Source organism: Vibrio echinoideorum, from assembly GCF_024347455.1.
Lineage (GTDB): Bacteria > Pseudomonadota > Gammaproteobacteria > Enterobacterales > Vibrionaceae > Vibrio > Vibrio echinoideorum.
Genome location: NZ_AP025483.1, coordinates 3079851 through 3103448, shown reverse-complemented (window position 1 = coordinate 3103448; position 23598 = coordinate 3079851). Strand labels below are relative to the sequence as shown.

Here is a 23598-nt window from a genome sequence, read left to right as displayed (position 1 = left end):
ACTGAATAAGGATTGTTAAGGAGATCGTATGCGTACTATCGAACCTATTGTCCGCTGGGATGTGGCATTTTCTGTTTTTTGTTTAAAGAATCGTTATAACGGCCAACATGCAACGCTGAGTAAAGCGGTGTCTCATACTGGAGATGGACACCTTTACGTTTTGATTGCTCTGGTGGCGTTGTTAGTGGATAGCAATGCTGGCCGAGATTTTCTGTTGGTTGGTTTAACGGCTTTTGCTATTGAGCTACCGATTTACTGGTTAGCTAAAAATACCCTCAAACGCCGCAGGCCGGCTGAATTCTCTTCACTGCTTTACTCTCATATCGTTCCATCTGACAAATACAGCCTGCCATCTGGGCATTCCGCTGCTGCTTTTGTTATGGCGACCTTAATCGGACATTTTTATCCAAGCTTGTACCCCTTTAGTTTGGTTTGGGCTACAGCCATTGCGGGTTCTCGGATCTTACTCGGTGTGCACTTTTTAACAGATGTCTTAATTGGCGCAGCCTTAGGTATTGCTTGTACTAGCCTGGCTATCAACTTCATTTTGTAATTATTTTGTTGGCAATCAATGCCGATCTTAAGCTGCAAATTTAAAGGAATATGCATGAAAATCTTATATGGCGTCCAAGGCACAGGAAATGGTCATATCGCTCGCGCGAGAGCAATGGCGGTGGCTTTTCGCCAACAAAATATCGATGTCGACTTCCTATTCTCAGGACGAGAAGAGAGCAAGTACTTCTCAATGGAAGAGTTTGGACACTATCAAACTCGCAATGGCTTAACTTTTTTCAGTGAGCAAGGGCAGGTTAAGTACGGCAAAACATTCATCAAGAATAATATCTGGCGATTTATGCGTGAAATTAACCAGATCGATCTTACGCCTTATGATCTCGTCCTTAATGACTTTGAACCAGTGACCGCTTGGGCGGCTAAGAAGCAAGGTGTACCTTGTATTGGTATAAGTCATCAAAATGCTTTTCGCTATGACGTGCCTAAAGAAGGGGGAAACTGGATTGAACATTCAGTGATTCAACATTTTGCGCCAACCGAGCACTCTATTGGCCTCCATTGGTATCACTTTGAGCAACCTATATTGCCACCGATTGTTCACACGCTTTCTAACCATGAGCAAACTAAAGCATCACAAAACTTCACTTTGGTCTACTTGCCGTTTGAAGATCTTGAGGCGATCTCGGAGCTGTTGATGAAGTTCATTTCTCATCATTTTGTCTGTTATCACCCTAACGTTATTGAGTACAGTCGAGTCGAAAATATTGAGTTCAAACCGCTCAGTCATGCCGGCTTCCAATTCGACCTGAATCAGTGCTCTGGTGTGGTCGCCAATGGTGGCTTTGAATTGCCATCGGAGGCCTTAACTTTAGGGAAAAAGTTGCTTCTTAAGCCGCTTGAAGGGCAGTTTGAACAACAGAGTAATGTTGCGACGCTTGAAGCCCTTGGGTTAGCCCAAACCATGAGCTTTTTAGATGCCGCTATTTTACGTAGTTGGCTCAGTGAAAAAGAGGCAGAGGTAGTGACCTATCCTGACGTGGCAAGTGCACTCGTTGAGTGGGTATTAGCAGGGAATTGGTCGAATCAAGATGACTTAAGAAAACAGCTTTGGGACAAGGTCGATTTTCCTAGTTATGCATCGCTGACTTGAATTATAAGTGGCGTTTTTGAATCAACCAGTCAAACAATTCACGAGTTCAATAAATTGTAACAAATGTAACCAAACGATAGAACAGCTAAATAAGTCGAAATCAAACTCATAAATGCTGCATTTTATGTTTTTTTATAACTCTGTAATTGCATGATTTTAATGTATTAATTAATCATTAAGGTAAAATAAAATTATTCTTTATCAATCTTGTTGGTAGCTCGGGATGTATTGGTTAATAGTAGTGGTAATCCGAAAAACATCGGTCTGATAAATATAAGAATTAGTGGTTATCTATTCCCATACCATTACCAATTTAACCCTGTCGAACCGACAAGAGGCAACTTGAATGTTAGAGAAAAAAGACGCAATGAGTGCAATTGCAAGCTACAGAATGGAAAGCACACTTCGTGGAGTCGACTTAAATCTTTTGACTGTATTTGATGCAGTTATGCAAGAACAAAACATCACACGTGCAGCTCATAACCTGGGCATGTCTCAGCCTGCTGTAAGTAACGCTGTTGCTCGTCTAAAAGTGATGTTCAACGACGAGCTATTCATGCGTCAAGGTCGTGGTATTCAACCGACTCAACGTGCTCGTCAGTTGTTTGGCCCAATCCGCCAAGCACTACAGTTAGTACGCAACGAACTACCAAGTTCTGTGTTCTCTCCAGAGTCGTCTTCTCGCCTATTCAAACTTGCAATTTGCAGCCCATGTGACATGCGTTTTGCTCCTAAGATTATGTCGACAATCAACGACCAAGCACCTAGCGTTAAATTGCACATGGATGCAGAATTCGATCGTCAACTTTCTGAGCGTATGCGCTACCAAGAAATCGACTTCGTGATTGATTACGCTCGCTTTGATGAGCAAGGTTTCTCAAGCACTGAAATCTTCCAAGACGAATTAGTTGTGGTTGCATCTGCTTCTCACCCTCGTATCAATGGTGAAGTTTCAGCCGCTGAATTGCTTAACGAAAAGCACGCAAAACTGTCTCGCATCCATGGTCAACGCAGCTTCTCTGAGCAAGCTTACCGTGATCTAGATTGCACGCCTTTCTACGAAGGTACCAGCTTGAGCAACGTTCTTTACGTTGTAGGTCAATCTGAACTTGTGACGATTGCACCTCGTTGGATGGTAGAACATGCAGCAAACAAAGATCAGCTTCAAATTCTAGATTTCCCATTCGATAATGCGGCTATCTCTGGTTTCCTAAGCTGGCACGAATCAAGTGAGAAGGACAAGGGACACATTTGGTTACGAGATCAGTTAATGATGATCTGTGGCGAAGTAGTGGCACTTAACTAAACACTAATCCCTATGATTTATAAGCCCTAAGCTAGGAATCTGGCTTGGGGCTTTTTTATGCTTACTATTCTGGTGAACATAAAATTTAGCGTGAGACGTACTATTACTGATAACTTTGAGCTTCGTCAGTTGCCTTTTCTATGATCAGAGGTACACTTGTGCGCTCAAAAAAGCTTACAGGTGTAAGCCAAAGGTAAAGAGATGGCCAATTTAGATTTTCATATCGTAAAAAGACTTCGTGACCAAATTGCCCAAGGTGGCAACCGTACAGCTTTGAAGCACAAAGTAGACAATGTATGGCAAGGTATTAGCTGGGAGCAGTTTGGACAACAAATCGATACGCTTTCATTAGCTCTATTGGCTCAAGGATTGAGAATCCAAGACAAGATCGGTATCTATTCAAATAATATGCCTCAGTGGACCGTGGCAGATTTCGCATCTTTGCAAGCTCGCCTTGTGACAGTGCCGATTTATCCAACCAATACCGCTGCGCAGTCTTCTTACATTATCCAAAATGCGGATGTGAAGATCTTATTCGTTGGCGAACAAGCTCAGTTTGATGCGGCAGTGAACATCTTTGATGAGTGTGAACAGCTTGAAGTTGTTGTGGCAATGTCTGCTGATATCGACACACAAGAACATAGTTTTGCTGTTTCATGGCAGGACTTCATGGCTCGTGGTGTTGAAGCTCAACAAGCGGAACTTGACGTTCGCTTAGCTGATGCCAACATGGATGACTTACTGACCCTTATCTATACCTCTGGTACCACAGGCCAACCAAAAGGTGTGATGCTTGATTACACTAATATTGGCTATCAATTAAAAGGTCACGATGAACGTCTCAGCTTAACTAAAGATGACGTATCACTGTGTTTCTTACCTTTGTCACACGTATTTGAGCGCGCTTGGACTTTTTATGCCCTCTATAAAGGTGCAACCAACTGTTACCTGCAAGACACGATGCAAGTACGCGACGCTCTAAGCGATGTGAAACCGACAGTAATGTGTGCAGTTCCACGTTTCTACGAGAAGATTTTCTCAGCGATTCACGAGAAGGTATCTAAAGCACCGTTTATCCGTAAAGTGTTGTTTACTTGGGCGGTAAATATGGGAGCGAAGCTTTCTGTTTGTCATCAAGAAGGTCGTACTCCATCTTTTATGCTAAAGAAGAGTCATGCTTTAGCCGATAAACTTGTGCTATCTAAATTGAGAGCTCTGTTAGGCGGTAACATTAACTTCATGCCATGTGGTGGCGCGAAGCTTGATGAAACCATTGGTCGCTTTTTCCATGCTATTGGTATCAACGTAAAACTTGGTTATGGCATGACTGAAACTACGGCGACTGTATCGTGCTGGGATGACCGTTGCTTTAACCCTGATTCCATCGGTATGTCGATGCCGGGCGCAGAAGTAAAAATTGGTGCGAAGGACGAAATCCTTGTTCGCGGCCCCATGGTAATGCGCGGCTACTACAAGATGCCTGAAGAAACTGAAAAAACATTTGATGAGCATGGCTTCCTAAAAACGGGTGATGCTGGGCGTTTCGATGAAAATGGTAATCTGTTTATTACCGATCGCATCAAAGAATTGATGAAGACATCTGGTGGTAAATACATTGCTCCACAAGTCGTAGAAGGCGCGATTGGTAAAGATCACTTTATCGAACAGATAGCCGTTATTGCTGATACGCGCAAATTCGTTTCTGCTCTGATTGTTCCTTGTTATGACTCGCTAGAAGAGTATGCCAAAGAGCTTAATATTAAGTATCACGACCGCGTTGAACTTGTTAAGCACCACCAAGTTGTGGAAATGCTAGAGAAGCGTGTAAATGACCTGCAGCAAGAGTTGGCTAAGTTTGAGCAAGTGAAGAAATTCAAACTGTTGCCAAAAGCATTCTCTATGGATGATGGTGAACTGACACCGACTCAGAAATTGCGTCGTAAAGTTATCAACGATAAGTATCAAGACGAAATCGAAGAAATGTACAATGAAAAGCCTAAAGATAAGTAGTTTTCTGCTTAGATAAATTTTCAGTTGTTCAAAAATCCCCCTACGAATGTGATTGCATTTTTAGGGGGATTTTTTATGCCTGCTGACACAGCACAATGTGCGAAAGCGCACACCAATAATGGCGTAATTAATCGATAAATCGTGATTCATTTGAATATTAAGCTCTTTTTTTTGGGTGTTAATTGGTTTTTAAACCTAAATATCGTGTTTGGTTTGGGTTTTATTTGATGCTTTCAGCTAATAGTTGGTTTTTTGACGTAATTGTCGGATAACAGGTGTTAGACCAGATGATAATAAAGCGTTAAAGTTGTTTCGTATTACTGTTTGTTGTTATCACGATAAACAGCCATAGCCGAAAAAGTGGAAGTATTTCGAATTAGGCTACGAATAAGCCCTAGACTATGTAAAACCAGCCCAACATGTTCACCAAATGTGATTGGAAACTGGTGAGGAGAGCAATATGACAACAAAACCTGAAACAGCCATGTCATCCGGCGCTGAAATGTTATCTGGCGCTGAGATGGTGGTGCAGTCTCTAATTGAAGAGGGTGTAGAACAAATCTTTGGTTACCCAGGTGGTTCTGTACTTGATATCTATGATGCGCTGCATGCTAAAACTGCTGAAATTAAACACGTATTAGTACGACACGAACAAGCCGCTACCCACATGGCAGATGGCTATACTCGTTCTACCGGTAAGCCGGGCGTAGTACTTGTGTGTTCTGGTCCGGGTGCGACCAATACCGTTACTGGTATTGCCACAGCCTACATGGACTCAATCCCAATGATTGTTATTTCTGGTAACGTACCAAATAGCTTAATTGGTAATGACGCCTTCCAAGAGTGTGACATCGTGGGTGTATCCCGTCCGATCGTTAAACACAGCTTCCTCGTTAAGAAAGCGGAAGATATCCCTGAAGTCGTTAAAAAAGCATTCTATATTTCAACGACAGGACGTCCTGGTCCTGTGGTTATTGATCTGCCAAAAGACATCTTAAACCCACAAATCAAGCTTCCTTATGAATACCCAGAAACGATCAAAATGCGTTCGTATAACCCAACGGTTACGGGTCATAAAGGTCAAATTAAGAAAGCACTCAAAGCTCTTCTTGAAGCGAAGAAACCGGTACTTTATGTCGGTGGTGGTGCGGTTATTTCTGAGGCAGATAAGCCGCTGTTAAAATTAGCAGAAGCACTGAATTTACCTGTCGTAAGTACCCTAATGGGACTTGGGGCTTTCCCTGGTACCCATAAAAATTCTTTGGGTATGTTGGGCATGCATGGTTTATATGAAGCCAATATGGCGATGCACAATGCGGACTTGATCTTTGGTATTGGCGTGCGTTTCGATGACCGCACCACCAATAACTTAGATAAGTACTGCCCTGATGCGAAGATCATGCACATTGATATCGACCCATCTTCTATCTCTAAAAACGTAAAAGTGGATCTACCGATTGTAGGCTCAGCAGAGAAAGTTCTAGAGAGCATGGTTAACCTGCTTGTTGAGCAAGGCGGAACCAACGACTCGCAAGCGATGGAAAGCTGGTGGAGTGAGATTAAGCAATGGCAAGAACGTGACTGCTTAGCGTATGACAAGACGTCTGGTCGTATTAAGCCTCAACAAGTAATTGAGACCCTACATAAAGTAACCAATGGCGATGCCTATGTTGCTTCGGATGTAGGTCAACACCAAATGTTTGCTGCTTTGTACTATCCGTTTGACAAGCCACGCCGTTGGATTAACTCTGGTGGTCTAGGCACTATGGGCTTTGGCTTACCTGCTGGTATGGGCGTTAAGTTTGCGAAACCAGATGAAGAAGTTGTGATTGTTACTGGTGACGGCAGTATTCAAATGAATATCCAAGAGCTGTCGACTGCGCTGCAATACAATATTCCCGTTAAGATTATTAACCTTAACAACCGTTTCTTAGGCATGGTGAAACAGTGGCAAGACATTGTTTATCAAGGTCGTTACTCTAATTCATATATGGACTCTGTTCCTGATTTTGCTGCGATTGCCGAGGCCTATGGCCACGTTGGCATGCGTATTTCGTCTCCGGATGAACTGGAATCAGGTTTGGAAAAAGCACTAGCGATGAAAGACCGTTTGGTATTTGTCGATATCAGTGTGGATGACACCGAGCACGTATACCCAATGCAGATTAAAGGCGAGGGTATGGATAACATGTGGCTAAGCAAAACGGAGAGAACATAATATGAGACACATCCTTTCACTATTAATGGAAAACCAACCAGGTGCACTTTCTCGAGTGGTTGGCTTGTTTTCTCAGCGTGGCTACAACATTGAGTCTTTGAATGTATCTCCAACCGATGATCCAACGCTTTCTCGTCTGAATGTCACCACTAACTCGAGCGAAATGCAGCTTGAGCAGATCCAAAAACAGCTACACAAGTTAATCGACGTACTTAAGGTACAAGAAGTGTCTGAGCTTGAGCATATCGAGCGTGAACTTTTGATGGTAAAAGTACGCGCTAGCGGCTTTGCTCGCGCGGAAGTGAAACGCACAGCGGATATCTTCCGTGGCCAGATTGTCGATGTGACAGCTTCTCAATACACGGTTCAAATGGCTGGAACTAGCGAGAAGCTTGATGCTTTCATTCAGGCTTTGTCTGAAGTGACGGAAGTTCTTGAAGTGGCTCGAAGTGGTGTTGTTGGTATTGCTCGTGGTGAACGAGCGTTGAAGGCCTAAACGATAAGTCTGTAAAAATAGTTTTTAAGCCGCTTTTTTAAGCGGCTTTTATTTTGTTAATTTTATAGAGTGCTATAATCCTCCGCTCTCTTTTTCCTTCTGAGCTAGTAATGAGAAATAAAAAATCAATAATTACATTACTAATTATCTCAATCACTCTCTGTTCTGCCGTTGCTCTTTATTACTTACAGCGCTACAAAGAAGTAAAACAACAGAGCTTTGACTATTCGGCTAAACAAGCTGTCTATCAATTAGTGTATGCCAAGCGAGACTATGATCTTCTTAAGACTCAATTAGCCTCGGTGATGGGGTTGCTCAGTCACAGTCAAAGTCTTGTCAATTTTGCTGAATCTCCGTCGGAACAAACCAAAGATCTACTCGAAGAAGTTTGGCAGTCTGTCTTAGTGAACCAGAAGTGGTACACGAAGATTCATCTGTTGGACATTACGGGCAAAGAGCTGGTGCGCGTTAATTACTCGGCTGATACCGGGAGTGTGGCGGTCCCTCAAGAGCTACAAGACAAGTCTGATTCTAGCTATTTTCAACATGCACAAAATCTTGAAGCCGAGCAAATTGGTGGCTGGGGGATTGAACTTGAAACGGAGCATGGTGAGCTAACCTTCCCTTATGTACCTGTAATCCGTGTATTTACTCCTGTTGAAACACCAGAAAAACGCGTTGGTTACCTTGTTATCAATTTGGATGTATGGGGCTTATCGTCACGTCTTAGCTTTTCACCTGATAATGACCTAAGAGCGGAAATCATTAATGAATCCGGCTATTACATTGCGAGTAATAACAGCAGTAAGCTGTTTGGTGATTCTATCCCTGAAAGAAAAGGGTATAACCTGAAACACATCGCACCACAAACGTGGGAAGCGATTAACAACGATCAGGTTGGACACGTTTTTGAAGATGGTAACTTGTTTGCGTTTAACACCGTTATGCTCGCGAATAATCAAAAAGCTCACTTGCTGATTCAACTCAATCAGAAGCAGTTGATGGATAGGGCTGAACAGAGTCTAAATGATCTCTCCCAAGAAGAAGTTTTCGTATTACTGACGGTACTTGTTTTTGCGTTTCCGTTTGCATATTTAGTGACCCATTATCGACGTCGGAGCTTAGAAAGTAAGTTGGCGCGCGCCGCATTGAGTGGTATGTCTGCCGTGATGATCTCCGATAAGCAGCATCGTACTATGATGATCAATAACGAGTTTGAGAACATGACCGGGTACTGCAAAACCCAAGTTCTCGGGAAAAATGCATTGCAGCTGTTGCTTGAAAATACCGATCAAGTGCTCTCTAGCTCAGTTATCTGGAGTCATTTAGAACAGGAAGAAGTATGGGAAGGTGAAGTACAGTGTAAGAATAAACTGCGTATTCCTTTCACCGTTATCATGAGAGTACAGGCGGTTAAAAATAATTCTGGAAAGGTCAGCTATTATATTACTTCCTTGGTCGATATTTCGGTAAGGAAAGAGCTTGAAGTCCGTTTGCGTGTTTTAAGTGAAAGGGATTCTTTGAGTAACCTTTGGAACCGACGAAAATTCGAAGAGCAACTCGCGTACTATTCTCGTTTGGTAGAGCGTTACCCAAATGAAGCGACCACTTGCCTAGCCTTGGTCGATATCGATAATTTTAAACGTATCAATGATGAGCTTGGCCACGATGAAGGCGACCGTGTTATCGCGAGTGTTGCTAGGCTCTTGCAAGACAGCCTTCGCAGTACTGACTTTGTTGCTAGAGTCGGCGGCGAGGAGTTCGCATTACTGATGCCACATACTTCATTGCCTGAAGCGAAACGCGTACTGGATCGCTTGCGAATAGAGATAGAGTTGTCTGTTGGTACGAAAGTCACGGTCAGTGTCGGCTTTACTGATTTGACGAGCAACAGTACACGTTCGTATAAATGTGCTGATGTAGGGCTTTACGAATCTAAATCATCTGGGCGTAATACCGTTTCTATGTGCCCGAGCCATGCCGATGTAGCGTAGCTATCTTATTGGTTCAGTAGACCAAAAAAATAGATAATCGCCTGCTCTAGTTCTGTCTAACGCTTTAATACAGCCCTGAAACACCACATGAGTTCCACGCTTTAATTCCCACTTTAACTCGTCATAACCAGCACTCTGGTCGGTGCTATTTCTATGAATCTCACTTTTGAGCGATCTGTGTCACGAAATTCTTACAGTTAGACTAAAGTCTAATGATGGTGGAAATTTGAGCTAAACTGAATGGTAAGTAAACTACCTTGCTTCAAATTGGACCGTTCTGAGCGGTGCAGTAAATAAAAGTATTTACCAGATGTAAAAGGACGACACCGTTAACGTAATTCAGCTAGTTATCCTTTCTTATCAATAGTTTGAAAGGCAATAGCGGAATTACGTTAGCTGGAGCAAGAGTTTGGGGATCATACTGTCTGGTTAAAAGAGGCGTAGTATGTTTGTCGATTTTTTAGTGAGGTTAACCATAGGGGCATTAGCCATTCTTGGCTTTCAACTCAGTGCGTTGTATTTTTTACCTATGGTTGTATTGCTCAATACTCATCACAAAGAGTTTTTTGGGTGGTAGTTCAGTCGTAATACTGGAAATAAAAAACGGAGCCATCGGGCTCCGTTTTTATATGGTTAGAACTTATCTTCGCTTTATGCGGCTTCGATAATCTCTTCAATTCGTTTCATTGAACCTAGTAAGTGCTGATCAAGCAACTCAGCGGCTTGTTCTGCATTTTTAGCGAGTACCAGTTTCATGATCATTTCGTGTTCATCAATATTGAACAGATCATCAGCGACAGTTTCAGCCGACATTGCTAAAAAGCGGTAGCGCTTTACTTGGTTAATCAGATCGTCAAAGAACTTAAACATGTTCTCTGAATCTGCACCTTCAAGCAATGCTGCATGAAATCTCTGGTGACGCTCTTCCCACTCAATACAGTCAAATTCTTCTGACAGATGCTGTATTCGAGAAAGTTTATGGTAAGACGTTAGTACTTCTAATTCCCAGCTTTCATCACCGGCAGAAATCGCTTTCTTAAGCAAAACAGAAGAGACAACTCGAAGGCTTTCGTATAAGTCATTGAGCTCTTTCTTTGAGACTGGAGATACCCAGCAACCTTTTTGTGGCTCTAGCTTAACGTATTTACTCCAAGACAACTGCACCAAGGCTTCACGAATTGGAGACGCGCCTACGTTGTATCTATTTTTAAGATCTGCAACAACGAGTTTTTGGCCTGGGGTTAATTCACCATTAAGAATATCTTGGCGAATCATTTTTGATACTTTGTCTGTGAGAGTAGGACTAGACATTACAAACCTCATGTATATTTGATTTCTAGTCTGCTAATCCGTCTCTTAGAAAGAGTCCATGGATATTAACAGTACGTAGTTCTATCTTGATTGATAATACAGCGTACTGAAAAGTTAGGCAAGATTTGTTTCATAAAAAAAGAGGGCCGAAGCCCTCTTTTATATTTTATGCGAATCAGTTCATTCTTATAGAACGTGAACAGATGCTGTGTTTGTAGTACCAGAAGCTACTAGAGCACCAGAAACCATAACTACGATGTCGCCTTTGTTACCTAGGCCAGATTGTAGAGCGATTTCTTTACCGTTGATGTAGAACGTGTCTGTGTTCTCGATAGAGTCAACAAGGACAGGCTTAACACCTTTAGTAAGAACTAGCTGTGCAGCTGTCTTTTCGTTAGTTGTTAGAGCAAGGATGTTTGCAGTTGGGAAGTACTTACGTACTGAACGTGCAGACTTACCGCCTTCAGTTGCAACAACGATTAGAGGAGCAGCTAGCTTCTCTGCTGTGTCTACAGCGCCTTTACATACAGCTTCAGTGATGCGTAGACGTGGGCTGTCTAGACGAGAACCTAGCTCAGCTTTAAGAGCTGAATCAGTACGGTTCGCGATTTGAGCCATGATAGTAACAGCTTCAACTGGGTATTTGCCTTTAGCAGTTTCACCAGAAAGCATTACAGCATCAGTACCATCCATGATTGCGTTCGCAACGTCACCCGCTTCTGCGCGAGTTGGACGTGGGTTGCTGATCATAGAGTCAAGCATTTGAGTTGCTGTGATAACCATCTTACGTGCACGGTTACACTTCTCGATCATCATTTTCTGAGCGAAGATTACTTCTTCAGCTGGGATTTCAACACCTAGGTCACCACGAGCAACCATGATGCCGTCAGAAGCTTCAAGGATTGAATCGAAGTTATCGACACCTTCTTGGTTTTCGATCTTAGAAATGATGTGGATGTTTTCGCCACCGTTAGCGTTTAGAAGCTCACGGATTTCTTTAACATCGTCTTCTTTACGGATGAAAGAAGCAGCAACGAAATCTACGCCTTGCTCACAACCAAACTTAAGGTCAGCTTTGTCTTTCTCAGAAAGAGCTGGAAGTTGAACAGAAACGCCAGGAAGGTTAACACCTTTATTTTCGCCTAGAGCACCGTTGTTAAGAACTTTACACTTAACTTCAGTTTCTGTTGTTGCGATAACTTCCATTTCGATTAGGCCGTCATCAACAAGAATAGTGTTACCTGCTGATAGGTCTTTAGCGAAGCCTAGGTAAGTTACTGCTACTACGTCTTTGTTACCAACAACTGTTGCGTCAGTTGTGAAAGTGAACTCTTGACCAGCTACTAGATCTACGTCGTTACCATCTTCAAGCTTGATAGTACGGATTTCTGGACCTTTAGTATCTAGAAGGATAGCAAGTTGCTCACCATTGTTTTCCATTACTTTACGGAAGTTCGCGATACGAGTGCCGTGTTCTGCGAAATCACCGTGAGAGAAGTTAAGACGCATAACGTTCATGCCAGCATCTACTAGTTCAGTTAGCTTCTCTACAGATTCAGTTTTAGGGCCAATCGTACATACGATTTTGGTCTTTTTCATGGAAGGTACTCTCCGGTAAGTATTGTTACAATTTGAAATTTATTTAAGTTCTGAAGATTGGTCCGCTACATCAACATTTTGTGCCTGTTGAGTAAAAGCGCGGGACTTCCAATATGTCCTTCAGAGTTGTAAGTCTTTCATCAATTTTAGTCATTTTATGACTAAAATGTTTTGATTCAATATCGGTTTTCTGTGACTTACACCATGATATAGGGGGTAAGTTGCAAAAAAATAACAGTCAGTTTTGTAATTTTTTTTCTTTTCGGGTGCGGATTCTACCACCTAATGAGTTCAATATCACTGCTTAACAATTGTCTTAGGACAAGGTTTCATCGCTATTTATTAATTTTTTGGATCAAAATAAATGGACTAAATAGTTTCGCTGTAACTATAATATGTTTCACATCGAAACTTATTGGCCTTTTTTAAATGTCGAAACGAAACACCCAGCTCAGAAGACATGCAATTTCTAACCTAGTGAATGAAAAAGGGGAGGTTAGTGTTGATGAATTATCCGCTAAGTTCGAAACCTCAGAGGTCACTATTAGAAAGGACTTAGCGTCTTTAGAGAAAAACGGTCAGCTTTTACGCCGTTATGGTGGTGCGATTTCATTACCGAAAGAGGTTGTGAACGAAGAACTGGGTCAACAGGTTTCGACTCGAAAGATTTCATTAGCAAAAGCCGCTGCAGATTTGATTCGCGACCATAACCGCATTGTGATCGACAGCGGTAGCACAACAGGCGCGCTAATTCAGCAGCTCAACAGCAAACGTGGATTGGTTGTTATGACCAACTCACTGCACGTTGCTAATGCACTTAACGAGCTTGAAAGTGAACCGACGTTATTAATGACGGGTGGAACTTGGGATACGCATTCTGATTCTTTCCAAGGCAAAGTCGCGGAGTCGGTGCTTCGTGCTTACGATTTTGACCAATTGTTCATCGGTGCTGATGGTATCGACCTTGATAGAGGCACGACCACGTTCAATGAACTGATTGGCCTGAGCAAAGTTATGGCTGAAGTGTCACGAGAGGTGATCGTGATGGTTGAGTCTGAAAAAGTGGGACGCAAAATCCCTAATTTGGAGTTAGCGTGGGAACACATCGATATTTTGATAACAGATACAGATTTGGGCAAAGAATCCCAAGCAAGTATTGAATCACATGACGTTCGAGTGATCTTAACTGATCCAGCTTAAAACTAATTTAAAATATTATGCATTTAACTTCCTATAATTGATCTGTTGAAGATATGGCCTTTGCTTGCTGCCAGTAGGAATAAACGAAATTGATGGAGTAAAACTATGTGTGGAATTGTTGGTGCAGTAGCACAACGTGATGTAGCTGAAATTTTAGTAGAAGGCCTTCGCCGCCTAGAATACCGAGGCTATGATTCAGCGGGTGTCGCTGTGGTTGATACCGAATCCAACCTAACTCGTGTACGCCGCCTTGGTAAAGTGCAAGAGCTAGCAGACGCCGTCGATCAGCAACATGTTATTGGCGGTACTGGTATCGCTCATACACGTTGGGCGACACACGGTGAGCCTTCTGAAGCAAACGCGCACCCACACATGTCGGGCGATATTGCCGTTGTACACAATGGCATTATCGAAAACCACGAAACACTGCGTGCTCTTCTTCAAGAACGTGGTTATGTGTTTACTTCACAAACGGATACTGAAGTTATCGCTCACCTAGTTGAATGGGAACTTCGTACTTCTAACTCATTGGTTGAAGCGCTGCAAAAGACTGCGAAACAACTGGACGGTGCTTACGGTACCGTTGCCGTTGATCGCAAAGATCCTAGCCGTATCGTTGTTGCTCGTTCTGGTAGCCCGATTGTTATCGGTTTCGGTGTGGGTGAGAACTTCCTAGCATCGGATCAATTAGCGCTACTAAGCGTAACTCGTCGTTTCATGTATCTTGAAGAAGGCGATGTTGCTGAGGTTACTCGTCGTGATGTAACTGTATTTGATGTCGCGGGCGAACGTGTTGAGCGTGAAGTCGTAGAGTCAAACGCAGAGCACGATGCAGGTGACAAAGGTCAATACCGTCACTTCATGCAAAAAGAGATCTTTGAGCAGCCATCTGCGTTAATCAATACAATGGAAGGTCGTATTTCTGAAACGGCTGTTATCACTAACGCAATTGGTGTTAAGGCTGAAGAGATCCTAAGCAAGGTAGAGCACGTGCAGATCATCGCATGTGGTACATCTTACAACTCAGGTATGGCAGCTCGTTACTGGTTTGAGTCTCTAGCAGGCGTAAGCTGTGACGTAGAGATTGCTTCTGAATTCCGTTACCGTGACTTCGTTGTTCGCCCGAACAGCCTATTGGTGACTCTGTCTCAGTCTGGTGAAACGGCTGATACGCTTGCTGCACTTCGTCTTGCAAAAGAGAAGGGTTACATGTCAGCAATGACTATCTGTAACGTTGCAGGTTCTTCGCTAGTTCGTGAATCTGATTTTGCCTTTATGACTCGCGCAGGAACTGAAATCGGCGTAGCTTCAACTAAAGCCTTCACTACCCAACTAGCAGCGATGCTGATGATGGTAACGTCAATTGGTCGTCTACAAGGTCGCATCAATGAAGAGAAAGAAGCAGAGATCGTTCAAGCACTGCATCAACTGCCTGCTGATATCGAGAAAGCATTAGCGTTTGATAAAGAGATCGAAGCGCTAGCACCTGATTTTGCAGATAAGCACCACACATTGTTCTTAGGTCGTGGTGAGTTCTACCCAATCGCGATGGAAGCGTCTCTTAAACTGAAAGAGATCTCTTACATCCATGCAGAAGCATACGCGGCTGGTGAGCTTAAGCACGGTCCTCTAGCGCTTATTGATGCAGATATGCCAGTAGTCGTTATTGCACCAAGCAACGACTTACTAGAGAAGCTAAAATCAAACGTTGAAGAAGTACGTGCTCGTGGCGGTCTACTTTACGTATTCGCAGATGAAGATGCCGGCTTTGAAAGCGATGAGAACATGAAGATCATCAAGATGCCTCACGTAAGTGAAGTAACAGCACCTATCTACTACACAGTACCGATGCAGCTGTTGTCTTACCACGTAGCACTAATCAAAGGTACCGATGTTGACCAACCTCGTAACCTAGCGAAAGCGGTTACGGTTGAATAATCGTTAGCTTGTCTAAGAAAATTAGATAATAAGAAGCCCATCCAGTGATGGGCTTTTTTGTGTCTGTTAGCTAACGAATAGCGTTAGATCTAGCTTTAACGGCATTAAGCATTAAGCATTAAGTGCTTGCTCTAGGTCAGCCAAGATATCTTCAATGTGTTCAATACCGACCGACAGACGAATCATTTCTGGTGATACGCCTGCTTGCTTTTGTTCTGCTTCGCTTAATTGACGGTGTGTCGTGGAAGCCGGGTGACAAGCGAGAGATTTTGCGTCGCCAATGTTTACCAAACGCTTGAATATTTGCAGTGCATCGTAGAAGCGCACACCGGCTTCATAACCATCTTTTAAGCCAAAAGACAAAATAGCAGATGGCTTACCTTGCATGTATTTCTCAGCCAATGGATAGAACTCAGACGTAGGTAAACCAGCATAGCTCACCCAACTGACGTTCTCGTGTTGCTTAAGGTACTCAGCCACTTTCAATGCGTTCTCGGTGTGTCGCTCCATACGTAACGACAATGTCTCTAAACCTTGCATCAACATGAAAGCATTCATTGGCGACAGTGCTGCGCCTGTATTACGCAATGGAACGGTTCGAGCGCGACCAATAAATGCAGCATCACCAAAAGCTTCGGTATAAACCACACCATGATATGAAGGCTCAGGTTGATTAAACACTGGGAAACGATCTTTGTGTTCTGCCCAAGGAAATTTCCCTGAATCGACAATCACGCCGCCGAGTGTAGTACCGTGACCACCAACGTATTTGGTTAGCGAGTGAACCACAATATCAGCACCAAAATCGATAGGTTTACACAACACAGGCGTCGCCACCGTGTTATCAACAATCACTGGTACACCTTGTGCGTGAGCAAGTTCAGCAACACGTTCTAAGTCAATTATATTACCTGCTGGATTACCGATACTCTCACAGTAAACCGCCTTGGTTTTTTCATCGATTAACGCAGCCAAGCTTTCAGGTTTGTCGTCTTTGGCAAAGCGAACTTCTATCCCTTGGTTTGGCAACATGTGAGCAAACAAAGTGTAAGTACCGCCGTAAAGCTGAGGGGTAGAAACGATGTTGTCGCCGATTTGAGCTAATGTTTGAATCGCGTAGTTGATCGCCGCGCTGCCTGCACTCACCACTAAGCCTGCAATACCACCTTCTAAGGCTGCCATGCGCTTTTCTAGTACATCATTGGTTGGGTTCATTATACGAGTGTAGATATTACCTGGTACCGCAAGGTTAAACAGGTCGGCGCCGTGTTGTGCGTCATCGAATTCGTAAGCAACGGTTTGGTAAATAGGAGTCGCAACTGATTTGGTTGTTGGATCAGTGTCGTAGCCGAAGTGAATCGAGAGCGTTTCGTCTTTCATGAGTCTTCCCTGAACTATTGAATGATTAGTGTTACCTCATATTGCCGATTTTTTTATAAAAGAAAAGTATGTTTAGTCACATAGAGACGATTGCTCTTATTAGACTGGCTATTAAAGAATTGTCTTGTGAGTTTGAAAAGTTGGGTAAGGTGGTTTACTGGTTTACTGGTTTACTGGTTTTAGAGGGAGGTTGTGGCTGATATCAAAACGGTGATTTAGCCATAGGAAGGATGAGGGGCAGACGTTGTTACTAAGTGAAATAACCAAAGGCTAGAAAAGCAAAAAGCCAGAGCAGCGTAAACTGTTCTGGCTTTTCTAATTTGGTGGCCCCTCCCAGATTTGAACTGGGGACCGAACGATTATGAGTCGTGCGCTCTAACCACTGAGCTAAGGGGCCGTAGGGCATAGATTATAGGGGAAGCATTCAATGGTGTCTAGACACTATAGGGGGCAATTCCGCTTACATCTTAGCCACTTAAATCATACAGGCACAAAAAAGGTGAGCCAACGCTCACCTTTTCTATTTTAAGCTTAAAAGCTAATCACATTAAAGCGTGTGATTACTCGTCTAGGAAGCTGCGCAGAGTTTCTGAACGGCTTGGGTGACGAAGTTTACGTAGTGCTTTTGCTTCGATCTGACGGATACGCTCACGAGTAACGTCGAACTGCTTACCAACCTCTTCTAGAGTATGGTCAGTGTTCATGTCGATACCGAAACGCATACGCAGTACTTTCGCTTCACGAGGCGTTAGGCCTGCAAGAACATCTTTAGTTGCACCGCGCAGGCTTGTTGCCGTTGCAGAGTCTAAAGGAAGCTCTAGAGTCGTATCCTCGATGAAATCACCTAGGTGCGAATCTTCGTCGTCACCGATTGGTGTCTCCATTGAGATAGGCTCTTTAGCGATTTTCAGTACTTTACGGATCTTGTCTTCAGGCATTTGCATGCGCTCAGCCAATTCTTCCGGTAGCGGCTCACGACCCATCTCTTGTAGCATTTGACGAGAGATACGGTTTAGTTTGTTGATCGTTTCGATCATGTGAACCGGGATACGGATAGTACGAGCTTGGTCGGCAATCGAACGAGTGATTGCTTGACGGATCCACCACGTAGCGTAAGTCGAGAATTTGTAACCACGACGGTATTCAAACTTATCTACAGCTTTCATCAAACCGATATTACCTTCTTGGATTAGATCCAGGAATTGTAAACCGCGGTTTGTGTACTTTTTAGCAATCGAGATTACTAGACGTAAGTTCGCTTCAACCATCTCTTTCTTCGCACGACGAGCTTTCGCTTCACCGATAGACATACGACGGCTGATATCTTTAATGCTTTGAACAGTAAGAGACGTTTCGCGTTCGATGATATCCAATTTTTGGATTGAACGACGAATATCGTGCTCGTTACGTTTGATCTTTTCTGCGTATGGTTTGTCTGAAGCAAGAACTTCATCCAACCATGCTTCGCTAGATTCATTACCCGTAAATAGAGCGATGAACGATTTCTTCGGCATCTTGCCGTACTCAACTGTTTGACGCATGATTAAGCGTTCTTGAGTACGTACACGATCCATTGAAGTACGAAGTTCGTTTACTAGGTAGTCAAACTGTTTTGGCGTTAAACGGAATTCTTTGAATACATCTTGCATCATTGTTGTTGCAAGTGTTGCTTTCGGACTTTCGTGGCCGTATTCATTGATCGCTAACTGACGATTTTGGTAGCTGGTGCGAAGTGCTGTGAACTTCTCAAGAGCAAGCTCAGGATCGATACCTGTATCTTCTTCCTCTTCGTCCTCTTCTTCTTCTTCAGCTTCTTCTTTGTCTTCGTCTTCCAAATCAGTTTTAGCAAGTTCCGAACCGATGTGTGTCGCCGTTGGCGCAGCTGTGCCATCGTCGTCTGGATCAACGAAACCATTGATTAGGTCTGTTAAGCGAATCTCTTCAGCCAGTACGCGGTCGAACTGTTCCAAGATGTATGGAATTGTGCCAGGGTACTCAGCAACTGATAGTTGAACAGTGTTGATACCATCTTCAATACGCTTCGCAATGTCGATCTCGCCTTCACGAGTTAGTAGCTCAACTGTACCCATTTCACGCATGTACATACGTACTGGGTCAGTAGTGCGGCCAATCTCGCTTTCTACGCTTGAAAGCGCAGCAGCAGCAGCTTCAGCTGCATCTTCATCTATATTTGCATCGTCATCATTAAGTGCTAGATCATCAGCATCAGGTGCAGTTTCTACTACCTTGATACCCATGTCGTTGATCATTTGAATGATGTCTTCTACCTGTTCAGAATCCACGATTTCTGCAGGTAGGTGGTCGTTTACTTCGGCGTAGGTCAGATAGCCTTGTTCCTTGCCTTTAATAACAAGTAATTTAAGCTGTGACTGCGGATTTTGATCCATAGATGATATCCAACTTCAGGTCTGGTGAAGGACGTTGCATTCTCAAATGCAAACCAATTATGTTAACAAATTTATTAAATGCTGACTAATCAAACAGGGTTACGCTTTTAGATCTAGCATTAAAGCTAGTAGCTCCCTTTTTTCTTCGGCTGATAAACCGACACTTCTTGCTTTGGCCTGCAGGTTTTCAATTTGTTTTTCAACGCACTGGGCAAGGATATTGTCCAATGAATCTAAAAATATGTCTTCTTGGTTGTCTTCGTCGAGAGGGATTTCCCAGCTCGCGAGACGAGACAGAAGTGCCTCATGTTTATTATGTCGCCAATGCTCTAATAGCTGGCCGGTGTTGATATGGGGGTGCGAATGGCATTTATCAAGTACTTCGACGAATAAACTTAGTCCAGGCAACTGTAAGCCATTGACACTTGATAAATCCGGTACCATATCAGCATAGCTCGGATTTTGGATAAGCAAAGCGATAACTTCACGCATTGGAGTGCGCTTGAGCTCTTTATGCGGTTGAGGTGTCGGGTTCTTTGTGTGAACGCGAGCACGCCTCAATTGGTTATCAAATCCGGTTCGCTCATCGAGCAATTTTTCGAGCAGTTCTTGGAAGTAACTGTCAGGAATTTTATTAATCAAGGCGCTCGCGTGTGCACGCAGTGCCGATTTTCCTTCTGTTGTTCCTAAATTCAGCTTGTGTATTTCAATCAGGTTATCGAACAAATAGGTCGAAAGCGGCGTCGCATTGTGAACGAGCTGTTCGAAAGCAGCCTGACCGTGTTCTCTAATATAGCTGTCTGGGTCTTCACCGTCTGGCAAGAACAGAAACTTGAGTGTGTTACCGGTTTTTAGGTATTCAAGCGCATTTTCTAGTGCGCGCCACGCGGCCTCTTTACCTGCTCTATCACCATCGTAACAACAAACCACAGTCTTGGTCTGGCGGAACAACATCTGAACGTGGTCACCGGTTGTTGAGGTGCCCAGTGATGCTACCGAGTAATCCACACCATATTGCGCGAGTGCGACGACATCCATGTAACCTTCCACAACAAGTATCTGAGGCGGTTCACGGTATGCTTGCATTACTTCATAAAGGCCGTAAAGCTCTTTGCCTTTATGGAAAATAGGCGTTTCAGGTGAGTTCAGATATTTTGGTGTACCGTCTTCCAATACACGACCACCAAACCCGATAACTCGACCACGACGGTCTCGAATCGGGAACATCACACGTCCACGGAATCGATCGTATCGGTTGCCTTTATCGTTCTCGATTAACATGCCGCCAGTAAGAAGCATGTCTTGGGCTTCTTTTTGTTGCCCAAAGTTTTTACGAACGAGATCCCATTCGTCGGCAACGTAACCAATACCAAACTTCTGGACAATTTCGCCAGAGAGACCACGATTTTTTAGGTATTCAATCGCTGGTTTGTTGGTTGATATCTTGAGTTGTGAGTGGTAAAAATTGCTAATGCCGCCCATCAAGTCATAGAGGTTACGTTTTTGTTCGCTGTTGGCTCTTGGTGTTGTTGATATTTCACCGCTGCGCTGCTCTCTTGGGACATCTAACCCTAGAAATGAAGCAAGCTCTTCAATCGCTTCTACAAAGTCGAGGCGTTCGAACTCCATCATGAAGTCGATGGCATTGCCATGTACGCCACAACCAAAGCAGTGATAAAACTGTTTTTCTTGGCTTACGCTGAAAGAAGGAGTCTTTTCGTTGTGAAATGGGCAACAAGCACCATAGTTTTTGCCTTTTTTCTTAAGTTTCACGCGTGCGTCGACGATATCGACAATGTCGAGACGTGCTAGGAGATCATCGATGAAACTACGCGGGATGTGTCCTGCCATAAAACCTTAGAAAAATGCACTAACTGAGAGTGTGGGTAATAATAGTTTGAATAGGTTACAGATACAAACAAGCCGTGCGTTCCGAAGGATTGCACGGCTTGTTGCAATTTGATTTGGGATTAAGCGAGTTTAGAACGAACTAAACCACTAACTTTACCCATATCTGCACGCCCTTGAATTTGTGGTTTCAAGATAGCCATTACTTTACCCATGTCTTGCATGCCCGAAGGTTGAGCTTCAGCGATTGCGCTATCAAGTAGTGCAATAACTTCTTCTTCAGTCAACGGTTGAGGCATAAAGCCTTCAAGTACAGTAATTTCTGCTTTTTCCACATCAGCAAGATCTTGACGATTTGCCGATTCATATTGAGCAACAGAATCGCGACGTTGCTTAACCATTTTAACTAATATAGCAATAATGTCGTCGTCGTTCAGAGTGATCCGTTCGTCAACTTCACGTTGCTTAATTGCTGAAAGAGCTAAGCGGATAGTGCCAAGGCGCGGTTTGTCCTTGGCTTTCATCGCTAATTTTTGCTCTTCTTTGAGTTGTTCAATAAGAGCCATAACTCAGTCCTTATGGATTAAGTTATTAGTACAGACGAACGCGACGTGCGTTTTCGCGAGCTAGCTTTTTAGCGTGACGCTTTTGAGCTGCTGCTTTAGCGCGTTTGCGAACTGTAGTTGGCTTTTCGTAATGCTCACGACGACGCACTTCAGAAAGGATACCTGCTTTTTCACAAGAGCGCTTGAAACGACGTAGTGCAACGTCGAACGGTTCGTTTTCACGTACTTTAACTATTGGCATATGCCTTTCACCTCAGGGGTTATTCATTATCGCTGGTTACTCAGTACCAAATCAGAGAAGTTACCCATCGAGCTAACTCTCTATTCGCGTTTGGCCATTAACCAGCTTGATCAAAAATGGTGCGGAATTTTAATCCGATCACAGTGGCTTTGTAAAGCACTTTGTCGATTATAGTCTGTACAATATTTGTTTGAAGAGCTTAGGCAGGGTAATATTGCGCTAATTTCCCATTTTAGACGAAAGCGTGCCGAGAAAATTATGCGCATTATTGGTATTGAAACCTCTTGTGATGAAACAGGAATCGCGATTTATGATGATGAGCAAGGGCTGCTTTCTCATCAATTATACAGCCAAGTAAAGCTGCACGCCGATTACGGTGGCGTGGTACCTGAGCTAGCATCTCGTGACCATGTAAAAAAGACAATTCCACTGATTAAAGCTGCGCTAGCAGAAGCTAACCTGACCTCGAAAGATATTGATGGTGTGGCTTACACTGCTGGCCCTGGTTTGGTTGGAGCACTGCTTGTGGGGGCAACCATTGGTCGCAGTATTGCTTACGCTTGGGGCGTGCCTGCGGTGCCTGTTCATCATATGGAAGGTCACCTACTTGCTCCAATGTTAGAAGATAATCCACCGCCATTCCCATTTGTTGCTCTGCTGGTTTCTGGCGGTCACACCATGATGGTAGAAGTGAAAGGCATTGGTGAATACCGAATTCTTGGTGAATCGATTGATGATGCGGCGGGTGAAGCGTTTGATAAAACCGCGAAGCTGATGGGTTTAGATTACCCAGGTGGCCCACTGTTGTCTCGACTAGCAGAAAAAGGCACACAAGGTCGCTTCAAGTTTCCACGTCCAATGACCGATCGCCCAGGGCTAGATATGAGCTTTTCAGGTCTAAAAACGTTTGCAGCAAACACGATTCGTGCGAATGATGATGATGAGCAAACGCGTGCTGATATCGCTTACGCGTTTCAAGAAGCTGTTTGTGCAACCTTGGTAATCAAGTGTAAGCGTGCCTTGGTGGAAACAGGTATGAAACGTATAGTGATTGCGGGTGGTGTAAGCGCCAACAAACAACTGCGTATTGAACTTGAAGCGCTGGCTAAGAAAATCGGTGGTGAGGTGTACTACCCACGCACTGAATTCTGCACAGATAACGGTGCCATGATTGCTTATGCGGGTATGCAACGCCTGAAAAATGGTGAAACAGCCGATTTGTCGGTTCATGCCACGCCGCGTTGGCCAATTGACCAACTAGAGCCAATTGCTTAACTAGTAGCAATCGTTCAACGAGAAACAGTCGGTCAACAAAAGCTAAGCGCAAAATAAATCATAGTATTTCGATAAACGGTCGCTGAGTGCGGCCGTTTTTATATCCTAGCTTACCGACTATGTGTCGATAAATAATTGCTGATAG

The 23598-nt window shown here is 43.6% G+C and carries 17 protein-coding genes and 1 tRNA gene; 10 read left to right on the top strand and 8 right to left on the bottom strand.

All coding sequences use genetic code 11. The annotated features are described in order from the left end of the window. Positions 1–28: 28 nt before the first annotated feature. The 7 genes from OCV36_RS13950 (at position 29) to OCV36_RS13920 (ending at position 9687) form a co-directional block, all read left to right on the top strand. Positions 29–553 (top strand): phosphatase PAP2 family protein, encoded by a 525-nt coding sequence (locus tag OCV36_RS13950; protein ID WP_017073067.1) that lies wholly within the window; start codon positions 29–31, stop codon positions 551–553. A gap of 54 nt (positions 554–607) precedes the next feature. After that, positions 608–1663, top strand: coding sequence for an MJ1255/VC2487 family glycosyltransferase (locus OCV36_RS13945; RefSeq protein WP_017073068.1), 1056 nt, complete (start codon positions 608–610; stop codon positions 1661–1663). A 346-nt stretch (positions 1664–2009) separates the two neighbouring features. Further along, positions 2010–2969, top strand: coding sequence for a transcriptional regulator LeuO (leuO, locus tag OCV36_RS13940; protein WP_004735878.1), 960 nt, complete (start codon positions 2010–2012; stop codon positions 2967–2969). A gap of 201 nt (positions 2970–3170) precedes the next feature. Then, positions 3171–4979, top strand: coding sequence for an AMP-dependent synthetase/ligase (locus OCV36_RS13935; RefSeq protein ID WP_017073069.1), 1809 nt, complete (start codon positions 3171–3173; stop codon positions 4977–4979). A 460-nt stretch (positions 4980–5439) separates the two neighbouring features. Further along, positions 5440–7197 (top strand): acetolactate synthase 3 large subunit, encoded by a 1758-nt coding sequence (locus OCV36_RS13930; protein WP_135456189.1) that lies wholly within the window; start codon positions 5440–5442, stop codon positions 7195–7197. 1 nt (position 7198) lies between these two features. Next, entirely contained in the window at positions 7199–7693 is a 495-nt protein-coding gene (gene ilvN, locus OCV36_RS13925; protein WP_004735875.1) for an acetolactate synthase small subunit, read from the top strand. 110 nt (positions 7694–7803) lie between these two features. Continuing rightward, entirely contained in the window at positions 7804–9687 is a 1884-nt protein-coding gene (locus OCV36_RS13920; RefSeq protein WP_135456191.1) for a sensor domain-containing diguanylate cyclase, read from the top strand. A gap of 651 nt (positions 9688–10338) precedes the next feature. Here OCV36_RS13920 and OCV36_RS13915 read toward each other — a convergent pair. Both OCV36_RS13915 and pykF read right to left on the bottom strand, forming a co-directional pair. Then, positions 10339–10962 carry a GntR family transcriptional regulator gene (locus OCV36_RS13915; protein WP_245300919.1) on the bottom strand — a complete coding sequence of 208 codons (624 nt, stop codon included), beginning with the start codon at positions 10960–10962 and terminating at the stop codon, positions 10339–10341. 222 nt (positions 10963–11184) lie between these two features. Then, positions 11185–12597, bottom strand: a complete 1413-nt coding sequence (pykF, locus tag OCV36_RS13910) for a pyruvate kinase PykF (protein WP_017073073.1) — start codon at positions 12595–12597, stop codon at positions 11185–11187. 429 nt (positions 12598–13026) lie between these two features. Between pykF and OCV36_RS13905 the strand changes: the two genes are divergently transcribed. Both OCV36_RS13905 and glmS read left to right on the top strand, forming a co-directional pair. Next, positions 13027–13797, top strand: coding sequence for a DeoR/GlpR family DNA-binding transcription regulator (locus tag OCV36_RS13905; protein WP_017073074.1), 771 nt, complete (start codon positions 13027–13029; stop codon positions 13795–13797). A 105-nt stretch (positions 13798–13902) separates the two neighbouring features. Beyond that, positions 13903–15735, top strand: a complete 1833-nt coding sequence (glmS, locus tag OCV36_RS13900; protein WP_135456195.1) for a glutamine--fructose-6-phosphate transaminase (isomerizing) — start codon at positions 13903–13905, stop codon at positions 15733–15735. Between the two features lie 111 nt (positions 15736–15846). On the opposite strand, the gene OCV36_RS13895 is transcribed toward glmS, so the two are convergent. The 6 genes from OCV36_RS13895 to rpsU all read right to left on the bottom strand — a co-directional run bounded on the left by OCV36_RS13895 (position 15847) and on the right by rpsU (position 22178). Next, entirely contained in the window at positions 15847–17115 is a 1269-nt protein-coding gene (locus OCV36_RS13895) for an O-acetylhomoserine aminocarboxypropyltransferase/cysteine synthase family protein (RefSeq protein ID WP_135456196.1), read from the bottom strand. A gap of 321 nt (positions 17116–17436) precedes the next feature. Then, positions 17437–17512, bottom strand: a tRNA-Ile gene (locus OCV36_RS13890). Positions 17513–17675: 163 nt separating this feature from the next. Further along, positions 17676–19523 carry an RNA polymerase sigma factor RpoD gene (gene rpoD, locus OCV36_RS13885; protein WP_135456199.1) on the bottom strand — a complete coding sequence of 616 codons (1848 nt, stop codon included), beginning with the start codon at positions 19521–19523 and terminating at the stop codon, positions 17676–17678. Positions 19524–19622: 99 nt separating this feature from the next. Continuing rightward, the gene (gene dnaG / locus OCV36_RS13880; RefSeq protein WP_135456201.1) at positions 19623–21374 is read right to left on the bottom strand and encodes a DNA primase; all 1752 of its coding nucleotides are present in this window, start codon (positions 21372–21374) and stop codon (positions 19623–19625) included. Between the two features lie 119 nt (positions 21375–21493). After that, complete coding sequence (locus tag OCV36_RS13875; protein WP_017072778.1) at positions 21494–21937, bottom strand: GatB/YqeY domain-containing protein; 444 nt, start codon at positions 21935–21937, stop codon at positions 21494–21496. A gap of 25 nt (positions 21938–21962) precedes the next feature. Next, positions 21963–22178, bottom strand: coding sequence for a 30S ribosomal protein S21 (rpsU, locus tag OCV36_RS13870; protein WP_004396009.1), 216 nt, complete (start codon positions 22176–22178; stop codon positions 21963–21965). Positions 22179–22436: 258 nt separating this feature from the next. On the opposite strand from rpsU, the gene tsaD reads away from it, so the two are divergent. Then, entirely contained in the window at positions 22437–23453 is a 1017-nt protein-coding gene (gene tsaD / locus OCV36_RS13865; protein WP_017072779.1) for a tRNA (adenosine(37)-N6)-threonylcarbamoyltransferase complex transferase subunit TsaD, read from the top strand. Positions 23454–23598: the final 145 nt, after the last annotated feature.